The sequence below is a fragment of the Odoribacter sp. AF15-53 genome (assembly GCF_003479425.1).
Classification (GTDB): Bacteria; Bacteroidota; Bacteroidia; order Bacteroidales; family Marinifilaceae; genus Butyricimonas.
Map to the genome: position 1 here is coordinate 86,018 of NZ_QUHC01000007.1, position 17,423 is coordinate 103,440.

A 17,423-nucleotide genomic window follows, 5' to 3' on the forward strand; every position below is an offset into this window, starting at 1 on the left:
ATAAAGTTCATGAAGTCCATAAGGTCGGGACGAAAAGTTCGAGAGGCCTTATGGACTTTATCAAATTGTTTCGTATGAAGAAAATATTGTTTGTTTTGGTTGTTGTGATCTGTGAGTTACTTCCCTTTTGGGGAGGGGGGCAAGAGGTAAAAAAGAGTGAGGACGGGGCGAGAGTGACCGTATTGAAAAAAGGTGATCTTTGTCCGGAGTTTGTTTTTAAAGATATGCAGGGAGAAGAGGTTACCTTGAAACAGTTTCGAGGAAAGTATGTGGTGATAGATGTCTGGGCTTCGTGGTGTTACCCATGCAAGCGGGAATTTCCGAATTTGAAAAGGTTGGAGGAAAAGTACAAGGGGAAGAATATTGTATTCGTGAGTATATCTTGTGACCAGTCGGAGAGGAGATGGCAAAATGAACTCGGTTTCTTGCGAGATAAACTTATCAGACAATGGTGGGCGGAGGATGGCGATTTTATGAAAGCGTTTCAGATCGTAGCGATTCCTCGCTTGATATTGTTGGACAAGAAAGGGCAGGTGATAGATTTTAGTTTGCCGCAACCTTCAGATGCGAAATTTGAGAAAATATTGAATAAATTGAAAGGATTGTAGGATATATGATTTTTGATAAAATAAAAATAGGGGTAATTTGTAGTCTACTTTTGTGTGGTTGTAACCGGTTTGCACGAGAAGGAGAGTTCACGTTAACGGTCACGATGTCGGAAACAGATCCTAGGAATAAACTTTATTTGTTTTACAAGGGAGAGAATGATAGTGCCCGGGTGGATTCAGCTGTTTACGAGGAGGGCAAATTCATGTTGAAAGGACGTGTCGCTTATCCGCAACGGGCGGTGATGCGAGTTATGTGGGGGGATCAACGACAGCCGGAGGCTTTTGAAGATGGGGTGGATTATACAAATGATGCGATATTCGTGTTTCTCGAAAAAGGAGAGATACGGGTTGCCGCAAATAAGACGTTGAGGGGAGCCGTGGTGAGCGGAACTCCTTCGAATAATGATTTTCAGGTTTACACGGATAGTATTCGGTTTTATCGTGATTGGTTGGATGACTATCGCGAGAGATTCGGGAAAGCTTACCGGGATCGGGACGGGGAGGCATTAGATAGTTTGAACAAGGAAAATATAGTTGTCAAGAAAAAAAAGTTTGAGGTAGAGAAGAAATATTTTGATTGTCACCCAGGATCTCTCGTGTCGTTGGATTGGTTAGTAAGGAGTTATAATATAGCCCGGGAGAAGTCAACGATTCTTCCTTTATTTGAATCGTTGAGTGAACAGGTAAAAAATTCGATACCGGGGAGAAAGTATAAGGAATTATTGTGTACGACTTTATCCGTCGAGCCGGGTAATCTGGCTCCCGATTTCACGGCGGAGGACGTGATGGGAAAAAACGTCATGTTAAGTTCTTTTCGGGGACAATATGTGTTACTGGATTTTTGGGCCTCGTGGTGCGGACCTTGTCGTCGAGAGAACGTGAACGTGTTGAGGGTGTACGAGCGTTTTAAAGAGAAAGGTTTTGCGGTCGTGGGGTATTCTTTGGATTCTTCCGAGAAATCGTGGCAGAATGCCGTGAAACAAGATTCGTTGCCGTGGGTACAATTGTCGGGATTGGGTGTTGTTTGTGTTGATGTGGCTAAATTGTACGGGGTGAGCGCCATACCTAGTAATTTCTTGATTGATCCGGAAGGAAAAATTCTTGCCGTAGATTTGAGAGGAGAAGAGTTGGAAAAGGCGTTGGAACAAGTTCTTGAATCAAGGGAGTGGTAGAATGTTGGAAAATAAGAGAAATTTTTGGCACGTGGTGATACCTCTTTTTGCTTTTTGAAATGTCATACGTATGAATAACAGAATTAAATTAAAATTATGGGGTATTATTGTAGATTATTATGTGTCGTTTTGTTCGGCGTTTTGTTCGGTATAAAGTGTCAGGCACAACAAAAAGGTGATGTCGTTTATCGTGATTACACCCGTCAGGAGGCGGCTTTACTTGATTCGTTGAAACGGGAAGGTGTGATGTCGTTGTTTAAAGGGATAAACGAATTGAAGAAACAGGTATTGGAGGTGAAAGAGAGTACTCCCGTAAATGTTAGACCTCGACGGGAGGAAAGACGGAAGATGGCGCCGGAAGAAATTATTAAGCGGAGACGGGAAAGCGTGTTGATGGTGAATAAATATTTGCGGGCAATGGCAGGGCCGGAAATGGTTACCGGTTGGGCCACGGCTGTCGTGTTGTCTGAGGATGGAATTTGTGTGACGAATTACCACGTGTTCTGGGAATTGCTGGATGCGAAGGTGAAGTTGAATCCGCGGGATAGTATTATGTTCGTGGCCACGGAAAACGGCCGGGTGTACCCGATCACGGAAGTTTTGAGTTTTAACCGGGCGGCAGATATGGCTTTTTTCAAGATTGACACTCGTGGCGATGTGTTGGTCCCGATGCCTTTGGGATGTGATCTGCCGGTAGGGGCAAACGTGCATCTGTTGAGTAACCCGGAGGGATACCCGTACGCTTACACGCAAGGAGTTGTGTCTCGGACGATTACGTTGAATCCGGCGGATCCTTTTGCCAACCGGATGGAAATGACGGCGGATTTTGCCAAGGGATCAAGTGGCGGGCCTATCATGGATGACCGGGGGAATATGGTGGCGATGGTGTCTTGCATACGGGCAATATATTATTCTCAGCAGCCGCCTTATTACTTGCAGATGAATGTGAAATTAACGGTTCCAGTGAGTTCAATTAGAAAGTTGATTCAAACAAAATAAGAAGAGACTGTCAGAAAAGTCCATTTACGTTCAACTATCACCCCTAACTCCTCCTTGTACAAGCGGGGAAATCGCTTGGGAATCAACCTTCCCTTGTGTATGGGGGGAGCTGAAGGGGGTAGAATCTTTTCATAAAAGAGACTTTCTAGATATCCTTTTTGTGTATTCCTAGTTCTGAAGCCACTTGGAACATGTATTGTCGGGCTTCTTCAGGATTATTGCCGATAATGCCGTCAAGGATAGCCTCTTTGATGGCATTTTTAATCTCCCCGATCGCTTTACATGGCGGAAGTTGGAATGTTTCCATAATCTCTTCGCCACTAACGGGAGGTTGAAAGTTACGGACAGCGTCTTTTTCTTCCACTTCTTTTAGTTTTTGGCGTACAATCTGGAAGTTTGCCATGAAACGACGGACTTTTTCTGCGTTCTTGGAGGTAATGTCTGCTTCTGCAAGGGTCATGAGATCGTCGATGTCGTCCCCGGCGTCGAATAACAAGCGTCGTACTGCCGAATCGGTTACCGTATCTTCAGAAAGAACGATCGGGCGCATGTGCAAAGAAACCAATTTTTGCACGTACTTCATTTTTTCATTCTGCGGTAGTTTTAGGCGGTTGAATAATTTGCCAACCATGCGTTCACCGATGTGGTTGTGCCCGTAGAAGGTCCAGCCTTGTCCTGGAATGAATTTCTTAGTTACCGGTTTAGCGATGTCATGCAACAAGGCTGCCCAGCGTAACCAAAGATTATCGGATACCCGGCTGACGGAATCCACCACGGTCAGCGTGTGGAAGAAATTATCTTTGTGTCCGATACCGTCCACGTGTTCAACACCTTTTAGAGCGGATAGTTCCGGGAAAAATACGTCCAACAGTCCGGATTGTTCCAGTAATTTTAATCCCACGGAAGGTTTGGGGGAAGCCATGATCTTGTTGAATTCGTCCATGATTCGCTCTTTGGAGACGATTTTTAGCCGTTCTTTGTTAGCGATAATGCTTTCAAACGTGATGGCATCAATGGTGAAATTCAATTGTGAGGCAAAACGAACGGCTCGCATCATGCGTAACGGATCGTCGGAAAACGTGATGAGCGGGTCAAGAGGGGTTTTTAGTATACCGTCCTCCAAATCTTGAAGTCCCCCGAACGGGTCCACAAGTGTTCCGTAGTTTTCTTGGTTCAAAGATATGGCCAGAGCGTTGATCGTGAAATCGCGACGTTTCTGGTCGTCATCAATGGTTCCTTCTTCCACGATGGGTTTACGGGATTCCCGGTGATAGGATTCCTTGCGAGCTCCCACGAATTCAATTTCAACCCCTTTGTAACGAAACATGGCGGTCCCGAAGTTCTTGAACACGGAAACGGTTAAATCCCCGAGTTGTTTGGCAGCCGTCTCAGCCAATTCAATGCCACTTCCCAAGACAACGATGTCGATGTCCTTGGAGGGGCGTTTTAATATCAGGTCGCGTACGTATCCCCCGATAACATAAATTTCCAACCCTTTCTCTGCCGCAATACCGGATAATATTTTAAAAATAGGATGAGTTAACTGCATATATTATTAATCCATAAAGTCTATAAGGTTCATAAGGTTTGCCTAACAAGTTAATTTGCTTTCAACTACCACCCCTAACCCCTCCTTACACAGGCGGGGAAACCGCTTGGTAATCATCTCTCCCCCTGTGTAAGGGGGAGCCGAAGGGGGTAGTCGTTCATGTAAGCGACTTTTTAGATAACCCATAACGTTATTCTGCGTACAAAATTATCAAGATATTCCTTACCGACCAAATAATTTGATTTTGATTTACCGGGATACCTCTTTTTCGATATATTTGTAAGTATGTATTAAAGAAAATTATGGATAGAGAAAGAAGATTAGCAGCATTGTTTGATTTGGATGGTGTCGTGCTTGATACGGAAGGACAATATGATCATTTCTGGAGTGAACAAGGGAAACGTTATCACCCGGAGATTCCGGAGTTTAACCGAAAAATAAAAGGACAGACGATTGATAAAATACTAGAGGATCATTTCACTGGAAATGTAGAGTTGCAACAGCAGATTCTCCGGGAATTGGACGAGTTTGAATGTAAAATGGATTATCCTTACGTGTTGGGGGTGGAGAAGTTTATTCGTGTGCTTCAGAAGCATGGCGTGAGAACAGCCTTGGTGACTAGTTCGAACAACAAGAAAATGTCCTATGTCATGAAAGCTCATCCCGAATTCACGGAGTTATTCGAGCGTATGATTACTGCGGATAAGATTACCCGTTCCAAACCGGACCCGGAGTGTTATTTGTTAGCTGCACGGGAGTTGCAGATGGAGGTTGATGCTTGCTGTGTTTTTGAAGACTCTTTTTCCGGAATCGAAGCAGGGAGTCGTGCCGGGATGAAGGTTGTGGGTTTGGCAACCACGAACCCGAAAGAGAAGATACAGGAAAAAGTAGATTGGGTCATTCCCGATTTCACGGGATGCGTGTATGATGAATTTGTAGATTTGATGGATAAAAAAGAAAGCATCATTTGATGATGCTTTCTTTTTTTATATATCCGGGGTAATTTGTTTACACGATCCCAGAGAAGCCCATGAATGCCATAGCCAGTAATCCGGCTGTTACCAAGGCGATAGGAGTACCTTTCATGCCTTGCGGGATGGAGGATAGTTCCAGTTGTTCCCGGATTCCGGCGAAGATGGTCAATGCCAACCCGAAACCGATAGCAGTAGAAGCGGCAAATACAACGGATTCCAACAGGTTATAATCTTTTTGAATCACCATGATGGCCACACCGAGCACGGCACAGTTCGTCGTGATCAAGGGTAAGAATACCCCTAAAGCCTGATAGAGTGAGGGACTCACTTTTTTTAAGATGATTTCCACCATTTGCACGAGGGCAGCGATGATCAGGATGAAAACGATTGTTTGCATGAATCCGATACTGAGCGGGTCGAGTACGGTTTTTTGCACGATAAAAGTTACCAGGGTTGCCAGAATCATCACAAACGTAACGGCTCCTGTCATACCGAGTGCCGTGGGTACATTCTTGGAAACCCCGAGGAACGGGCATATCCCCAAGAACTGGGCCAACACGATATTGTTGACAAATACTGCAGCTATAAATATAAAAACGTATTCCATGTTTCTAATTTTAGATTTCAGATCTTAGATTTCAGATTGTTTTTAGTTTACAATTTAAAATCTAAAATTCACAATTAGTTGGTTTTTCTTATTCTATTGATAAATGCAATCAAGTAACCCAGAGCGATGAATGCTCCCGGAGCCAGCACGAAGACTAACATCCCGTAATTTTCATTGTACAGGGTCATGTTGAATATCTTTCCACTTCCTAGAATCTCACGGATGCATCCTAACAAGGTTAGAGCCATCGTGAATCCCAAGCCTATTCCCGCCCCGTCCAACATGGAGGGGATGGCTTTGTTTTTGGAAGCAAACGATTCGGCGCGTCCCAACACGATACAGTTGACCACGATCAACGGGATAAATAATCCCAGAGACTCGTGTAAGCTGGGTAAATAGGCTGCCATACACATATCCACGACGGTAACGAACGCTGCAATAATCACGATAAAGCCGGGAATCCGGATTTTGTCGGGAATCAAGTTTGCCACGAGCGAGATTGCCAGGTTGGATAACACTAGAACGAAAGCCGTGGCTAATCCCATCCCCAAGCCGTTGATGGCCGAGGTGGTAACTCCCAGCGTGGGACACATCCCAAGCAGGAGCACGAAAGTAGGATTTTCTTTGAAGAACCCTTTGGTAAAATTCTGCCAGTTGTTCATATCTTTATTCTTTCATTGATTCAACTTCATTATTGGGCATTTTCAGCTAATGCCTTTGCTGCCCGGTTTACTGCATCCAGGAAAGCCCGCGATGAAATGGTCGCTGCCGTGATGGCATCTACATTTCCTCCGTCTTTGGATACTTGTAATCCGGTTGTTCCGGGGTTCTTTCCAGTAATATCACCCTTGGCACCTTTCACGAACCAAGTATCCATTTTAGAACCTAATCCGGGAGTTTCTTTGTGTTCCAGTACCGAGTAATTGTAAATGGTTCCGTCGGGATTGAAACCGACCATCAACCAGATTTTTCCCCCGAAACCGTTGTTCGTGTAAGTCTTGATGGCGGTTCCTACCAGGTTGCCGCCTTTTTTTGCCTCGTAAAATTGTAGTGTTCCCCCGTCGGGAGTTTCTACCGTGCGGGTATCTGCCATCGGGTCATTATCGAATTCCGGTACAACGGCCCGTATTGCTTGTACTTGTTTTTCTATTTTTACTTTTTCAATCAGTCCCGACGTGAGCGTGTTTACAACACCCACGGCAGCCGAGGAAACTAGTGTTACCAAGAATAACACCAGTACCATATTTTTAAAGCTTGATTCTAATTTCTTTCCCATCGTCTTGTGATTTTAAATTTTAGATTTTAAATTTTAAATTTCGGAAGTAATTAATTTACAATCTACAATTTACAATTTAAAATCGAACGGGTTTACAATATCTGTTTATTAGCGGGGTAAATCCGTTCATGATCAGAATGGCGAAAGACATTCCTTCCGGGTAAGCCCCGAATACACGGATAATCACGGTTAATAACCCGATCCCGACACCGTAAATAAGCATTCCTTTATGTGTCATGGGAGAGGTTACGTAATCCGTGGCCATAAAGATTGCTCCCAACATCATACCTCCCGTGAAGAGATGGAAAATAGGGCCGGCAAAATGTTCCGGGTTTGCCAGATTCAAGATTCCGGAGAACACGATCACGGTGGCAAAAATAGCGATCGGGATGTGCCAGCTAATGATTTTCCGGATCAGCATGTAAGCGAACCCGAGCAGAAGTCCGAGAGCGGCTACTTCTCCCAAGCTACCCCCGATATTACCGATAATCAGGTTACCCGTGGTGAACCCACCGGAGGCGAGTGCGTCACTGATGGTCTGTCCGCTTTTAACGGCCTCTTTCACGAGAGCTAATGGGGTAGCCCCGGTTACGGCATCCGTGGTTGCGAATCCGTTCGGAACGGGCCAAGAGGTCATCTGTACCGGGAACGAGATCAACAGGAATACACGTCCCACGAGTGCGGGGTTGAAAATATTGTTTCCTAATCCTCCGAAACTCATTTTACCGATTCCGATGGCAACGAGAGCCCCGATTACCACGATCCACAACGGGAGCGAGGAGGGAAGGTTGAAAGCCAGCAAAACACCCGTGATGATGGCCGATCCGTCCCATATCGTGGGACGTTGTTTCATAAGATATTTTTGGATAACGTATTCGAATACGAGACAGGCTACTACCGAGGTCAGGGTTACCAGAATAGCTCCCAGCCCGAAAAACACGATAGAAAAGATAAATGTAGGGATCAATGCGATGAGCACGCCGTACATGTTTTTTTCTATCGAATCCCCGCCGTGAATGTGGGGGGAGGGGGATATGGTGAAATTACTCATACTAATTATTTTAGATTTTAGATTTTAAATTGAAGAAAGATAAATTTACAATCTACAATTTAAAATTGATTTAGTTTTTTCTCGCACGTATCATTTGTCCGGTTTTGGCTTTAGCCAAACGGATCACGTCAAGTAAAGGACGATTGGCCGGACAGGTGAAACTGCATGAACCGCATTCGATGCAATCCATTACTTTCTCTGCTTCCAGTGCCTCTAGTTTGGCGTGTTCTCCGAGCAACATCAAATAATAGGGTTCCAACCCCATGGGACACACGTTGACGCACTTCGAACAACGGATGCAATTCCGGTATTCTTTGCGGGAAGATTCTTCCTGACGCATGAGCAAAATTCCACTCGTCCCTTTCGTGACGGGAATATTCGTGTTCGTCAATGCTTTTCCCATCATGGGCCCACCACCAATCACCTTACCTGTGTTTTCGGGAAGACCTCCGGCTGCTTCTATCAATTGGGAAATTGGGGTTCCGATGCGGCAGAGATAGTTACCCGGCTCTTTCAATGCTTTTCCGGTAACTGTTACTACTCGCTCGAATAGCGGTTTGTTTTTCATCACGGCTTCATAGACGGCGTAGACTGTACCCACGTTTTGTACCACGGCTCCGACAGCGATCGGAAGCCCTCCGGACGGGACGAATTTTCCCGTGACAGCCTGGATGAGTTGTTTTTCACCTCCTTGAGGGTATTGTATTTTTAACGGGCAAATTTCGATGCCTTCGGCCAATCTGGCGTGTTTTCCCAGTTCTTCGATGGCGTCTTTTTTGTTATTCTCGATACCCACGATCGCGCGTTTCACGCCCAGGGCTTTCATGATCAATTCGATTCCCGTGATCAGTTCTTTGCCGTGTTCCAGCATCAGGCGATGGTCTGCCGTGAGGTAAGGCTCGCATTCCACCCCGTTAATAATGAGTACTTCGGCCGTACTTCCGGGAGGAGGGGATAGTTTTACCTGTGTCGGGAAGGTTGCACCACCCATGCCGACGATTCCGGCCGCGCTGATAGCTTTTAAGATCTCTTCTTTTGTGAAATCACCGGGATGTTTGGAGGCCGGGTCTTTCAGTATATTCTCATCCCATTCGTCTCCCTCGACCTTGATCGTGATCGCCGGGCGCGGGTAACCGCTGGCATCTATCACGGGATCAAGCGACACGATGGTTCCTGAAACGGAACTGTGAATATTTGCCGAGATAAAACCGGCAGCCTGACCGATGAGTTGTCCTACTTTTACCTGATCACCCTTTTTTACCACGGGTGTGGCGGGAGCCCCGATATGCTGTGATAATGGAATGATTACTTGTTCGGGGAGGGGAAGAGTGATGATTTCCCCTTGTGCTGATAATTTATTTTCTGGCGGGTGTACACCTCCAATTTTAAATGTCTTGAGCACGGTATTCAATTTTAGATTAATAGCCTTTTTAATTTGTTGATTTTAGATTAAGTGATTTCCTCGCACGTTTCCCTCGCTCTTTATAATCACTGAATCATACAATCGGTAATCTCAGAATATTTAATATTCTAAATTTGTTTTTCTTCCGCGGGTTCCGTGATTTTTCGCGGAGGGAAGTTCACTTCATGAATGGCATGAGTCGGGCAAACGCTGACGCATTTCCGGCAAAGTCTACATTTGCGGAAGTCGATGTATGCCAGGTTGTTTTCGAGGGTTATGGCCTCAAATGGGCATTCTTTCACGCACTTGCCACATCCGATACAAGCCACTGTACAGGCTTTGCGGGCGATATTTCCCTTGTCCTTGTTCACGCAGCAAACGAAGACTCGCCGATCTTTCGGCCCTTTGTTTCGCAACTCGATGATGTTTCTCGGACAGGCTTTCACGCAAGCACCACAAGCCACGCACTTCTCGTCAGTAACGACCGGTAGACCGTTGGTATCCATGTGAATGGCATCAAACGGACAGGCCGTCACGCAATCCCCGCATCCCAGGCAACCGAACGTGCAATCGGTCTCTCCCCGGTAAAGGGAATGTTCGATAGCGCATGATTTGTAACCGTCGTATTGGCTGGTACGCTGGCGATGCTCGCACGTGCCATTGCATCTTACAACGGCTATTTGCGGGGTCTGGGCAGTTACTTCCATGCCTAAAGCTGTTGCAACTTTCGCCATCGTTTCCGCTCCTCCAACCGGACAAAACAGTCCATCCAACGTAGTGGCTTTTACCGTGGCTTCCGCGAATCCCCTACACCCGGGTTTGCCGCATCCGCCACAATTTGCCCCGGGTAAAATGCTTTCCACGGTATCAATTCTAGGGTCTTCCTCGACCTTGAACTTTTGCGCGACAAAATAAAGAATCACAGCAGACGCGACTCCTATGGCGCATAAAGAAATAATGGTGTAAATAATGGTAGTAGTCATCATAAGGTATTTGTTTTGTCTCCTCTAGTTCTGTAATAGCGCTCGTAAAGTTATTATTTTTTTTCAAGGTTATGCTATTTTAACCTTAAATTTTATCTTTTGGGCGAACTTGTCCCGGAGTAAATACAAGGTGATAAAGTATATCGCCATGGTCAGAAGTGATAGCGTGGCGGCCATGACTTCACTGAACCCGGCGAGGACGAGCAATGTCAGGATGACAATGATTAAGGCGGATGGAACGATGTAAGCCAAGAGTACGGAAAGCATCGCGTTTCCGGTACTGGCGCTGACGATAACCTTGTCGCCAACTTTTACATTCGTGTTCGGTTTTTCTGCCGTGATGTTTTTTTGCGTGACTTCCGATAACCCGCAGGCCCCTTTGGAATGACAGGCCGCGCAAGCCGATTGATTTTGTATCGCAACGATAATATAGGTATCCGCCACTTTTATCACGATGCCATCGTGTTCAATTGTATTTTTTGCCATAATCTGGTTCTTTGGTAAGTGACAAATATAATAAAAAACCATCCTTGAGCAAGGATGGTTTTCATGTTTATTTCTTTCGCATAAATACTTGGATGGGAACACCCGTGAATTTCCAGTGTTCCCGTATCTTGTTTTCCAGGAAACGTTTGTAGGGGTCTTTCACGTACTGCGGCAGGTTACAGTAAAACGCGAATGCCGGGGTTTTGGTCGGCAATTGGGTCACGTATTTGATGCGGACATATTTCCCTTTCAAGCTGGGTGGGGGATAATTCTCGATCTCTTCGAGCATCACCCGGTTGAACTCGGAGGTTTTCAGTTTTTGTTTCCGGTTCTCGTAGGTTTCAATGGCGGCCTCAAGCGCTTTTAGCAGACGTTGTTTCGTGAGTGCCGAGGTGAAAATGATCTGCACGTCGTTGAACGGGGCCATTTTAGACCGCAGTTCTTTTTCGAAATTGATCGTCGTCTTGTTGTCTTTTTCGATCAGGTCCCACTTGTTCACGAGTACGACTACTCCTTTTTGATTTCGTTCGATGAGGTGGAATATGTTCAAGTCCTGGGCTTCCATTCCCCGGGTGGCATCAATCAGCAACATGCACACGTCGCTATCCTCGATAGCCCGGATGGAACGCATCACGGAATAGAATTCCACGTCTTCGTTCACCTTTGCTTTCTTACGTAACCCGGCCGTGTCAACCAACAGGAAGTCGTGTCCGAAACGATTGTAGCGGGTGGTGATCGTGTCACGTGTCGTTCCGGCAACCTCGGTGACTATATTTCTTTCCTCGCCGATAAGCGCGTTGATTGTGGATGATTTCCCCACGTTGGGACGTCCCACGATCGCGATCTTCGGGAGCTCTTCGGTTTCTTCCAAAGGTTCTGCCGAGAAATGAGATACCAGTTTATCCAGCAACTCGCCTGTTCCCGAACCGTTCATGGAGGATATGGGGAAGATTTCTTCACCAACACCGAGTTTATAAAATTCATGCACGTCGTAGAGACGTTCCCCGTTGTCGACCTTGTTGGCCACGAGGTAAATTGGTTTCTCCACTTTTCGTAGCATGCGGGCAAAACTGTAATCCAGGTCCGTAATCCCCAGTTCTACGTCACACACGAACAGGATCACGTCGGCTTCGTCCATCGCCAACAATACTTGTTTATTTATTTCTTCCTCGAAAATATCCGAACTATTAGAGACGTATCCACCGGTGTCGATTACCGAGAATTCTTTCCCGTTCCAATCCGATTTCCCGTAGTTCCGGTCACGGGTAACCCCGCTTTCCTCGTTCACGATGGCTTTACGTCCACCGACCAGGCGATTGAAAAGTGTTGATTTTCCCACGTTGGGACGTCCTACTATTGCAACAATATTACTCATAATCAGTTAAAAGTTAAAAGCTAAAAACTAAAAGTTTATTTGTATAGGTTGTCGCGTGTCAACTTTTAGCTTTTACTTGTTAGTTTTTAGTTATTAAAGTTGTTTGTACCCGAAGCGTTTCAGGTCGTTTTCCTTGCTTCGCCAGTCTTTCAGGACTTTGACGTACAGGTTGAGAAATACTTTTTTCCCAAAGAAGGCTTCGATGTCAATCCGGGCTTCCGTGCCCACTTTTTTCAGGGCGGTTCCCTGATGTCCGATGATAATGCCTTTCTGGGAGTCCCGTTCCACGTTGATAACAGCCATGATGTTGATGCGTTTGGGCTCTTCCTTGAATTCCTCCACGACAACTTCCACGGAATACGGGATTTCCTTGTCGTAGTTCAGCAATATCTTTTCCCGGATGATCTCGGTCACGAAGAATCGGGCCGGCATGTCGGTCATCTCTTCTTTGTCGAAATAGGGTTCACCCACGGGTAATAGTTCAAGAATTCTCTTGTACAAATTATCGACATTAAAATTCTCGGTGGCAGAGATCGGGAATATTTCTGCTTGCGGGATGATCTCTTTCCACTTGTCGAACAGGCTATCCAGCTTGTCGGGGGTGGTCAGGTCGATCTTGTTTAATACCAGTAAAATCGGCACCGTGCTTTGTTTCACTTTCTCGATAAAGTCCGCATTCTTCTCGAAGTTTTCCACCACATCGGTCACGTAAAGAATGATGTCAGCGTCGATGATGGCGGTTTTCGAGAAATCCAGCATGTATTCCTGCATCTTGTAGCTGGGTTTCACGACTCCCGGGGTATCCGAGAACACAATCTGGAAATCCTCCCCGTTCACGATCCCTTTAATCCGGTGACGCGTGGTTTGGGATTTGGACGTGATAATTGATAATTTCTCCCCGACCAACCGATTCATCAGGGTGGATTTTCCCACGTTGGGGTTTCCTAGTATGTTGACAAAACCTGCTCTATGCTCCATTTACTTAAAAATTAATTGGGCACAAAGGTACGATAACTAATTGAAAATTGAAAGGGTAAACTTGAATGATACTATAAATTTTCGATACTCTAGCTTCTATGAATCTTCTATCTAGCTTCCATCTACCTTCTAGCAGGGTAGATGGGGGCCAGATAAATGATTGTTGTCGCTAGTTAGCTGTATGATTGTGATATTAACTCGTGTAACTTGATAATAAACAATAGGGGTTGAAGTTGCCGGACAGGCAGGTTCAATCGCGTTATTTATAAATATAGGTGATTTTCTCCGTGTCTGCCGGGTTCGCTTTGTTCGTCTTGGTAATCCAAGCCCCGGTCTGATCGTAGGTGTATTGATAGTTCGGGTTGATTTGATTGCCTAACTCGTCGTAAACGATCGTGAGGGTTCCGGAGATTTTCTCGTTCTGCATGTTCTCTTTCGTGTAGGAGATGTTTGTCAGGTAACCGAAAGGATTGTATGTGTACTCGCTGGTTTCTTTCATGACGGGTTGGTTGGTGTCCGGTCGCGTGTTTACCCATGTTTTGCGACTGATCCGTCCGTTGGCATCATACGTGCAATCCGTTTGCGCGCGAATCTGGCCGTTCTGGTATTCTTGCGTGCGGGTGATTTGCCCGTTATTGTTGTAGTAATCCATGTTGTTTTTACCGTTACTCCATTTCGTGTTTTTCATGACGGGATGTCCTGTTATGTCGTACTGGTAACTGACCTGGCGCAAGGTTTTGTTGGAAAGGGTATCCACGGTTTCTTCTTCGTAGCATTTCCCGCTATTGTTGTATTTGAAGGTGGTGACGATCACTTTCAGGGGAGAGGGGTGCATCGCGGTGGCATCTTTTTTCAATTCTGTACTTTGAATGATTTGTGATAAGTTGCCTTGAGGGGTGTACTTATAAGTGGTCGTGACGAGAGTGTCGTTGGCTGTACGGGTTTCACGCGTGATTTTATCTCCCTTGTAATATTTGGTAATATTGGGGGCGTTCCAAATCATGGAGTCGATAAATCGGTTTCTAAGTTGTTGTGCCTTGTCTCGGAATGTCTTGTATTTATGTGTTTGTAAATAGGTTTTCACGAGTGGAAGACGAGCGGACGAGTCAACGCGGGTGATCAGGATAACGAGATCTATACTGTCGTTCGTGTAATCGACTTCCGATAGGTATTTTCGGGGACAACCACTCAGGTAAGGACAGTTGATGTAGGCGTTAATACAACTTTTTTGTATTTCCGGGGATGTCGCTTTCCGGATTGCTTCGAACAGGTAGTCGTCGTAAATCTTTTGCACGTCGGTCAGGTAGGGACGGGCTTCTTTGGAATTGGTGTAGAATACTTTCAGCGTGGAGTCGTTGAAATAAGCGAGGATGGTGGAGTCGTTTTTCATGCTGCACGCTTGTTTGTAGAGCAAGTCGTTATATATTTTTACTACTTCCGCGTAATTGTACGCCTTGTTGAAATCCTGGAAATAGCTTTTACATTTGGCCTGATCGGGGGCTGCTTGTAAATCCGCGAATTGAACCCTTTCTTTGAGGTGTATGATTGCCAGGTAGACGTCGGGATCAATGTTGTATTTGTATTCCGAGATTTGGGCGAGTAGGATTCTGGAATCTTTAAGTTGTTCTTGCGAGGCCGATAGCAGGGCGAATATCGTGGAGTCGGCTTTGTGTAGAAACGTGTTGAAGTCCAGATTGACATCCTTGCAGAAGGCTCGAACCCTCGCGCCCCCGTCCTGTTGTTGAATGGTCATGCTACTTTTCAAGTAAGGTTCGATGGCGTTAAAGCTTGGGGCGAGTAATAGTTTTTCGAGCGCGTCGGCCAGGGTTATTTCATTCTTGTAGGTGGTTGCGCTCTTGGAATCGAGTCTCTCCCTTAGGCGGGTGTACTTGTCGCTGTCCGAGCGAGCGATGAATTCGTATAATCTTTCAACACGACCTTGTTTTTGCGCCTGGACGTTCGAGCAAAAACTGCTGGTGAGGATCGTGAAAACGACAATGATAAAATATGAGTTTCTCATAGTGATGTTATTTTATAATTCTAATATAATTTGGCTAGTTTACGATGAGAGCCAAGTCGTGGACTGCTTTTCGAGAGTGAAAAAAAGAGTCTCTATTTATCTTGGTTCTCTTGCAGTTAACGTATTTTCGTTATCTTTGTTGCATAAAAAAATTGAAATATAATTATGATTGTAGATGTACTGGCTAATAGCGAGCGGATTGAAAGGTTGAATCCGTATTTTAAGGCTGTTTTTGACTATATAAAAACACATGATTTGACAGGTATGCCCGTGGGAAGGATTGATATCGCCGGGGATGATGCCTATATAAAGATCGAGGACGCGAAGGGACGTGAGGTGAAGGATGCCGTTTACGAGCGGCATGACAAGTATATTGATATACAGATGCCGTTGAGCGGGGTCGAGGGATACGGTTGGAAGGCCAAGAGTCTTTTGGGCGAGGAGAGGGCGCCATACGATGCTGTCGGGGATTTTACTTTCTACCGGGACCCAGTGGGCTCCGTGTTTACGCTCGCTCCCGGAGAGTTCGTGATCTTTTTCCCGGAGGATGCTCACGCCCCCTGTATCGGGGAAGGAGTGATCCGGAAGATGGTGGCGAAGATTAAAAAATAGGTCTGTAAAGTCCATAAGGTTCATAAAGTCTATAAAGTCAGTGGACCCCCGCGGGGCGCTTGGTTCATGGCAGTGTCTGCTGCCAGATAGCAGGATAAAGGATCATGGAAGTCTTCAATTATAAATTTTGAATGTTATGAAGAAAAAGTATAAGATATTATTGGCAGTGGTGGTTATTTTGGTGGTGGTTTATTTTTGTTTGCCTTATTACGCGAGGCAGGCGTTGATTTACTGGTACCCGTCAATTGATGACTTGTCGATGTTCGAGAAGCACACGGTACGAAAGGCCGATTCGAGTTGGATGTGGGGGATAGCCAAGGATTATAATACTTACGAGTTAAGTCCGGAGGATAACGCGTACCTGGATGATTTCCGCACGGTTTCTTTCTTGGTGATTCAGAATGATAGTATTGTTTACGAGGAGTATCGTTCCGGGTGGAACGACACGAAGACTTCAAATATCTTTTCGTCCACCAAGAGTATTGTCGGTCTGCTGGTGGGGGCTGCTTATGACGAGGGGAAGATCGCCAGCCTGGACGATCCGGTCGGGAAGTACATACCGGAATTCAACGAGGGGAAGAAGAAGAATATCACGATTCGTCATTTGCTGACGATGAGTGGCGGGTTGAACTGGGACGAGGCTTACGCTTCGTTGTTCTCGGTTACCACGCACGGGTATTACGGGAATGATCTTTACGACCTGGTGACCGGGTTGGACGTGATCGAGGAACCGGGGAAACAGTTCTCTTACCGGAGTGGCGATACGCAGATTCTGGCTTTTGTCGTGGAGAAGGCGACCGGGAAGAGTATTAGCGATTACGCGGAGGAGAAGTTGTGGCGGCCGATGCAAGCCAGTCAGGATGCTTATTGGTTGTTGGACAAGAAGGACGGGGACGAGAAGTCGTTTTGCTGTTTTCATACCACGGCGAGGGAAATTGCCCGTTTTGCCCGCCTGATGCTTCATCACGGGAACTGGAACGGGAAGCAGTTGATCTCGGAGGAGTATATCGACGAGGCGATGAGTCCGGCAGGTTACCTGAAGGACGAGTGGGGAAAGGATTCATTGGATTATTACGGTTTCCAGATTTGGATCATGAATTACAAGGGGCAGCGTAATCCTTATTTCCGGGGTATGCTGGGACAATATATTATCGCTATTCCCGAAAGGAACGTTATTATCGTACGGTTGGGACATAAAAAAGACGAGGAGCGGATTCGGGAAACCACGAGAGACGTGTATCGTTACATGGATATCGGGACGAAGATTCTGGATAGTCGAGAATAATATTTATTTGGATTTTGAAAATCATTTTATACTTTTACACCAATAT

Annotated in this window: 17 protein-coding genes; 6 read left to right on the top strand and 11 right to left on the bottom strand. The window is 45.7% G+C overall.

Going from position 1 to position 17,423, the window contains the following annotated elements; translation table 11 throughout:
- Nucleotides 1-74 precede the first annotated feature (74 nt).
- The 3 genes from DWW52_RS14560 (at nt 75) to DWW52_RS14570 (ending at nt 2,779) form a co-directional block, all read left to right on the top strand.
- Nucleotides 75-608: a TlpA disulfide reductase family protein gene (locus tag DWW52_RS14560; protein WP_118716353.1), complete on the top strand. Its 534-nt coding sequence runs from the start codon at nt 75-77 to the stop codon at nt 606-608.
- A 5-nt stretch (nt 609-613) separates the two neighbouring features.
- A complete protein-coding gene (locus tag DWW52_RS14565) occupies nt 614-1,780 on the top strand; it encodes a TlpA disulfide reductase family protein (RefSeq protein WP_118716237.1) in 1,167 nt (388 codons plus the stop codon).
- Between the two features lie 96 nt (nt 1,781-1,876).
- The gene (locus tag DWW52_RS14570; RefSeq protein WP_118716238.1) at nt 1,877-2,779 is read left to right on the top strand and encodes a serine protease; all 903 of its coding nucleotides are present in this window, start codon (nt 1,877-1,879) and stop codon (nt 2,777-2,779) included.
- Between the two features lie 145 nt (nt 2,780-2,924).
- Here DWW52_RS14570 and DWW52_RS14575 read toward each other — a convergent pair whose 3' ends face one another.
- Nucleotides 2,925-4,328: a CCA tRNA nucleotidyltransferase gene (locus DWW52_RS14575; RefSeq protein WP_118716239.1), complete on the bottom strand. Its 1,404-nt coding sequence runs from the start codon at nt 4,326-4,328 to the stop codon at nt 2,925-2,927.
- 302 nt (nt 4,329-4,630) lie between these two features.
- Here DWW52_RS14575 and DWW52_RS14580 point away from each other — a divergent pair, with 302 nt between their 5' ends.
- The gene (locus tag DWW52_RS14580) at nt 4,631-5,299 is read left to right on the top strand and encodes an HAD family phosphatase (protein WP_118716240.1); all 669 of its coding nucleotides are present in this window, start codon (nt 4,631-4,633) and stop codon (nt 5,297-5,299) included.
- 37 nt (nt 5,300-5,336) lie between these two features.
- Here the strand turns inward: DWW52_RS14580 and rsxA are convergent, their stop codons facing one another.
- From rsxA to DWW52_RS14630, 10 genes are all read right to left on the bottom strand, one after another.
- On the bottom strand, nt 5,337-5,909 hold the full coding sequence (gene rsxA / locus DWW52_RS14585) for an electron transport complex subunit RsxA (protein ID WP_118716241.1): 573 nt from the start codon (nt 5,907-5,909) through the stop codon (nt 5,337-5,339).
- 74 nt (nt 5,910-5,983) lie between these two features.
- Entirely contained in the window at nt 5,984-6,571 is a 588-nt protein-coding gene (locus DWW52_RS14590) for an RnfABCDGE type electron transport complex subunit E (RefSeq protein WP_118716242.1), read from the bottom strand.
- A gap of 29 nt (nt 6,572-6,600) precedes the next feature.
- The gene (locus DWW52_RS14595; protein WP_118716243.1) at nt 6,601-7,185 is read right to left on the bottom strand and encodes an RnfABCDGE type electron transport complex subunit G; all 585 of its coding nucleotides are present in this window, start codon (nt 7,183-7,185) and stop codon (nt 6,601-6,603) included.
- Between the two features lie 76 nt (nt 7,186-7,261).
- Entirely contained in the window at nt 7,262-8,236 is a 975-nt protein-coding gene (locus DWW52_RS14600; protein ID WP_118716244.1) for an RnfABCDGE type electron transport complex subunit D, read from the bottom strand.
- A 70-nt stretch (nt 8,237-8,306) separates the two neighbouring features.
- Nucleotides 8,307-9,638 carry an electron transport complex subunit RsxC gene (gene rsxC / locus DWW52_RS14605; protein ID WP_118716354.1) on the bottom strand — a complete coding sequence of 444 codons (1,332 nt, stop codon included), beginning with the start codon at nt 9,636-9,638 and terminating at the stop codon, nt 8,307-8,309.
- 128 nt (nt 9,639-9,766) lie between these two features.
- Nucleotides 9,767-10,624 (bottom strand): Fe-S cluster domain-containing protein, encoded by an 858-nt coding sequence (locus DWW52_RS14610; RefSeq protein WP_118716245.1) that lies wholly within the window; start codon nt 10,622-10,624, stop codon nt 9,767-9,769.
- Nucleotides 10,625-10,690: 66 nt separating this feature from the next.
- Nucleotides 10,691-11,107 carry a SoxR reducing system RseC family protein gene (locus tag DWW52_RS14615; RefSeq protein WP_118716355.1) on the bottom strand — a complete coding sequence of 139 codons (417 nt, stop codon included), beginning with the start codon at nt 11,105-11,107 and terminating at the stop codon, nt 10,691-10,693.
- A 67-nt stretch (nt 11,108-11,174) separates the two neighbouring features.
- A complete protein-coding gene (gene der / locus DWW52_RS14620; protein ID WP_118716246.1) occupies nt 11,175-12,482 on the bottom strand; it encodes a ribosome biogenesis GTPase Der in 1,308 nt (435 codons plus the stop codon).
- Nucleotides 12,483-12,575: 93 nt separating this feature from the next.
- Nucleotides 12,576-13,460 carry a GTPase Era gene (gene era, locus DWW52_RS14625; protein WP_118716247.1) on the bottom strand — a complete coding sequence of 295 codons (885 nt, stop codon included), beginning with the start codon at nt 13,458-13,460 and terminating at the stop codon, nt 12,576-12,578.
- A 259-nt stretch (nt 13,461-13,719) separates the two neighbouring features.
- Entirely contained in the window at nt 13,720-15,480 is a 1,761-nt protein-coding gene (locus DWW52_RS14630; RefSeq protein WP_118716248.1) for a hypothetical protein, read from the bottom strand.
- A gap of 165 nt (nt 15,481-15,645) precedes the next feature.
- Between DWW52_RS14630 and DWW52_RS14640 the strand changes: the two genes are divergently transcribed.
- Both DWW52_RS14640 and DWW52_RS14645 read left to right on the top strand, forming a co-directional pair.
- A complete protein-coding gene (locus DWW52_RS14640; RefSeq protein WP_118716250.1) occupies nt 15,646-16,092 on the top strand; it encodes a YhcH/YjgK/YiaL family protein in 447 nt (148 codons plus the stop codon).
- 136 nt (nt 16,093-16,228) lie between these two features.
- Entirely contained in the window at nt 16,229-17,377 is a 1,149-nt protein-coding gene (locus tag DWW52_RS14645; RefSeq protein WP_118716251.1) for a serine hydrolase, read from the top strand.
- Nucleotides 17,378-17,423: the final 46 nt, after the last annotated feature.

Bases quoted from the DNA above. Each gene is read 5' to 3' on its own strand.
- DWW52_RS14610 (WP_118716245.1), bottom strand. From the start codon at position 10,624: ATGATGACTACTACCATTATTTACACCATTATTTCTTTATGCGCCATA.
- DWW52_RS14560 (WP_118716353.1), top strand. From the start codon at position 75: ATGAAGAAAATATTGTTTGTTTTGGTTGTTGTGATCTGTGAGTTACTT.
- DWW52_RS14590 (WP_118716242.1), bottom strand. From the start codon at position 6,571: ATGAACAACTGGCAGAATTTTACCAAAGGGTTCTTCAAAGAAAATCCT.
- DWW52_RS14565 (WP_118716237.1), top strand. From the start codon at position 614: ATGATTTTTGATAAAATAAAAATAGGGGTAATTTGTAGTCTACTTTTG.
- DWW52_RS14575 (WP_118716239.1), bottom strand. From the start codon at position 4,328: ATGCAGTTAACTCATCCTATTTTTAAAATATTATCCGGTATTGCGGCA.
- DWW52_RS14570 (WP_118716238.1), top strand. From the start codon at position 1,877: ATGGGGTATTATTGTAGATTATTATGTGTCGTTTTGTTCGGCGTTTTG.
- DWW52_RS14630 (WP_118716248.1), bottom strand. From the start codon at position 15,480: ATGAGAAACTCATATTTTATCATTGTCGTTTTCACGATCCTCACCAGC.
- era (WP_118716247.1), bottom strand. From the start codon at position 13,460: ATGGAGCATAGAGCAGGTTTTGTCAACATACTAGGAAACCCCAACGTG.
- DWW52_RS14580 (WP_118716240.1), top strand. From the start codon at position 4,631: ATGGATAGAGAAAGAAGATTAGCAGCATTGTTTGATTTGGATGGTGTC.
- DWW52_RS14600 (WP_118716244.1), bottom strand. From the start codon at position 8,236: ATGAGTAATTTCACCATATCCCCCTCCCCCCACATTCACGGCGGGGAT.
- rsxA (WP_118716241.1), bottom strand. From the start codon at position 5,909: ATGGAATACGTTTTTATATTTATAGCTGCAGTATTTGTCAACAATATC.
- DWW52_RS14645 (WP_118716251.1), top strand. From the start codon at position 16,229: ATGAAGAAAAAGTATAAGATATTATTGGCAGTGGTGGTTATTTTGGTG.
- DWW52_RS14640 (WP_118716250.1), top strand. From the start codon at position 15,646: ATGATTGTAGATGTACTGGCTAATAGCGAGCGGATTGAAAGGTTGAAT.
- DWW52_RS14615 (WP_118716355.1), bottom strand. From the start codon at position 11,107: ATGGCAAAAAATACAATTGAACACGATGGCATCGTGATAAAAGTGGCG.
- der (WP_118716246.1), bottom strand. From the start codon at position 12,482: ATGAGTAATATTGTTGCAATAGTAGGACGTCCCAACGTGGGAAAATCA.
- DWW52_RS14595 (WP_118716243.1), bottom strand. From the start codon at position 7,185: ATGGGAAAGAAATTAGAATCAAGCTTTAAAAATATGGTACTGGTGTTA.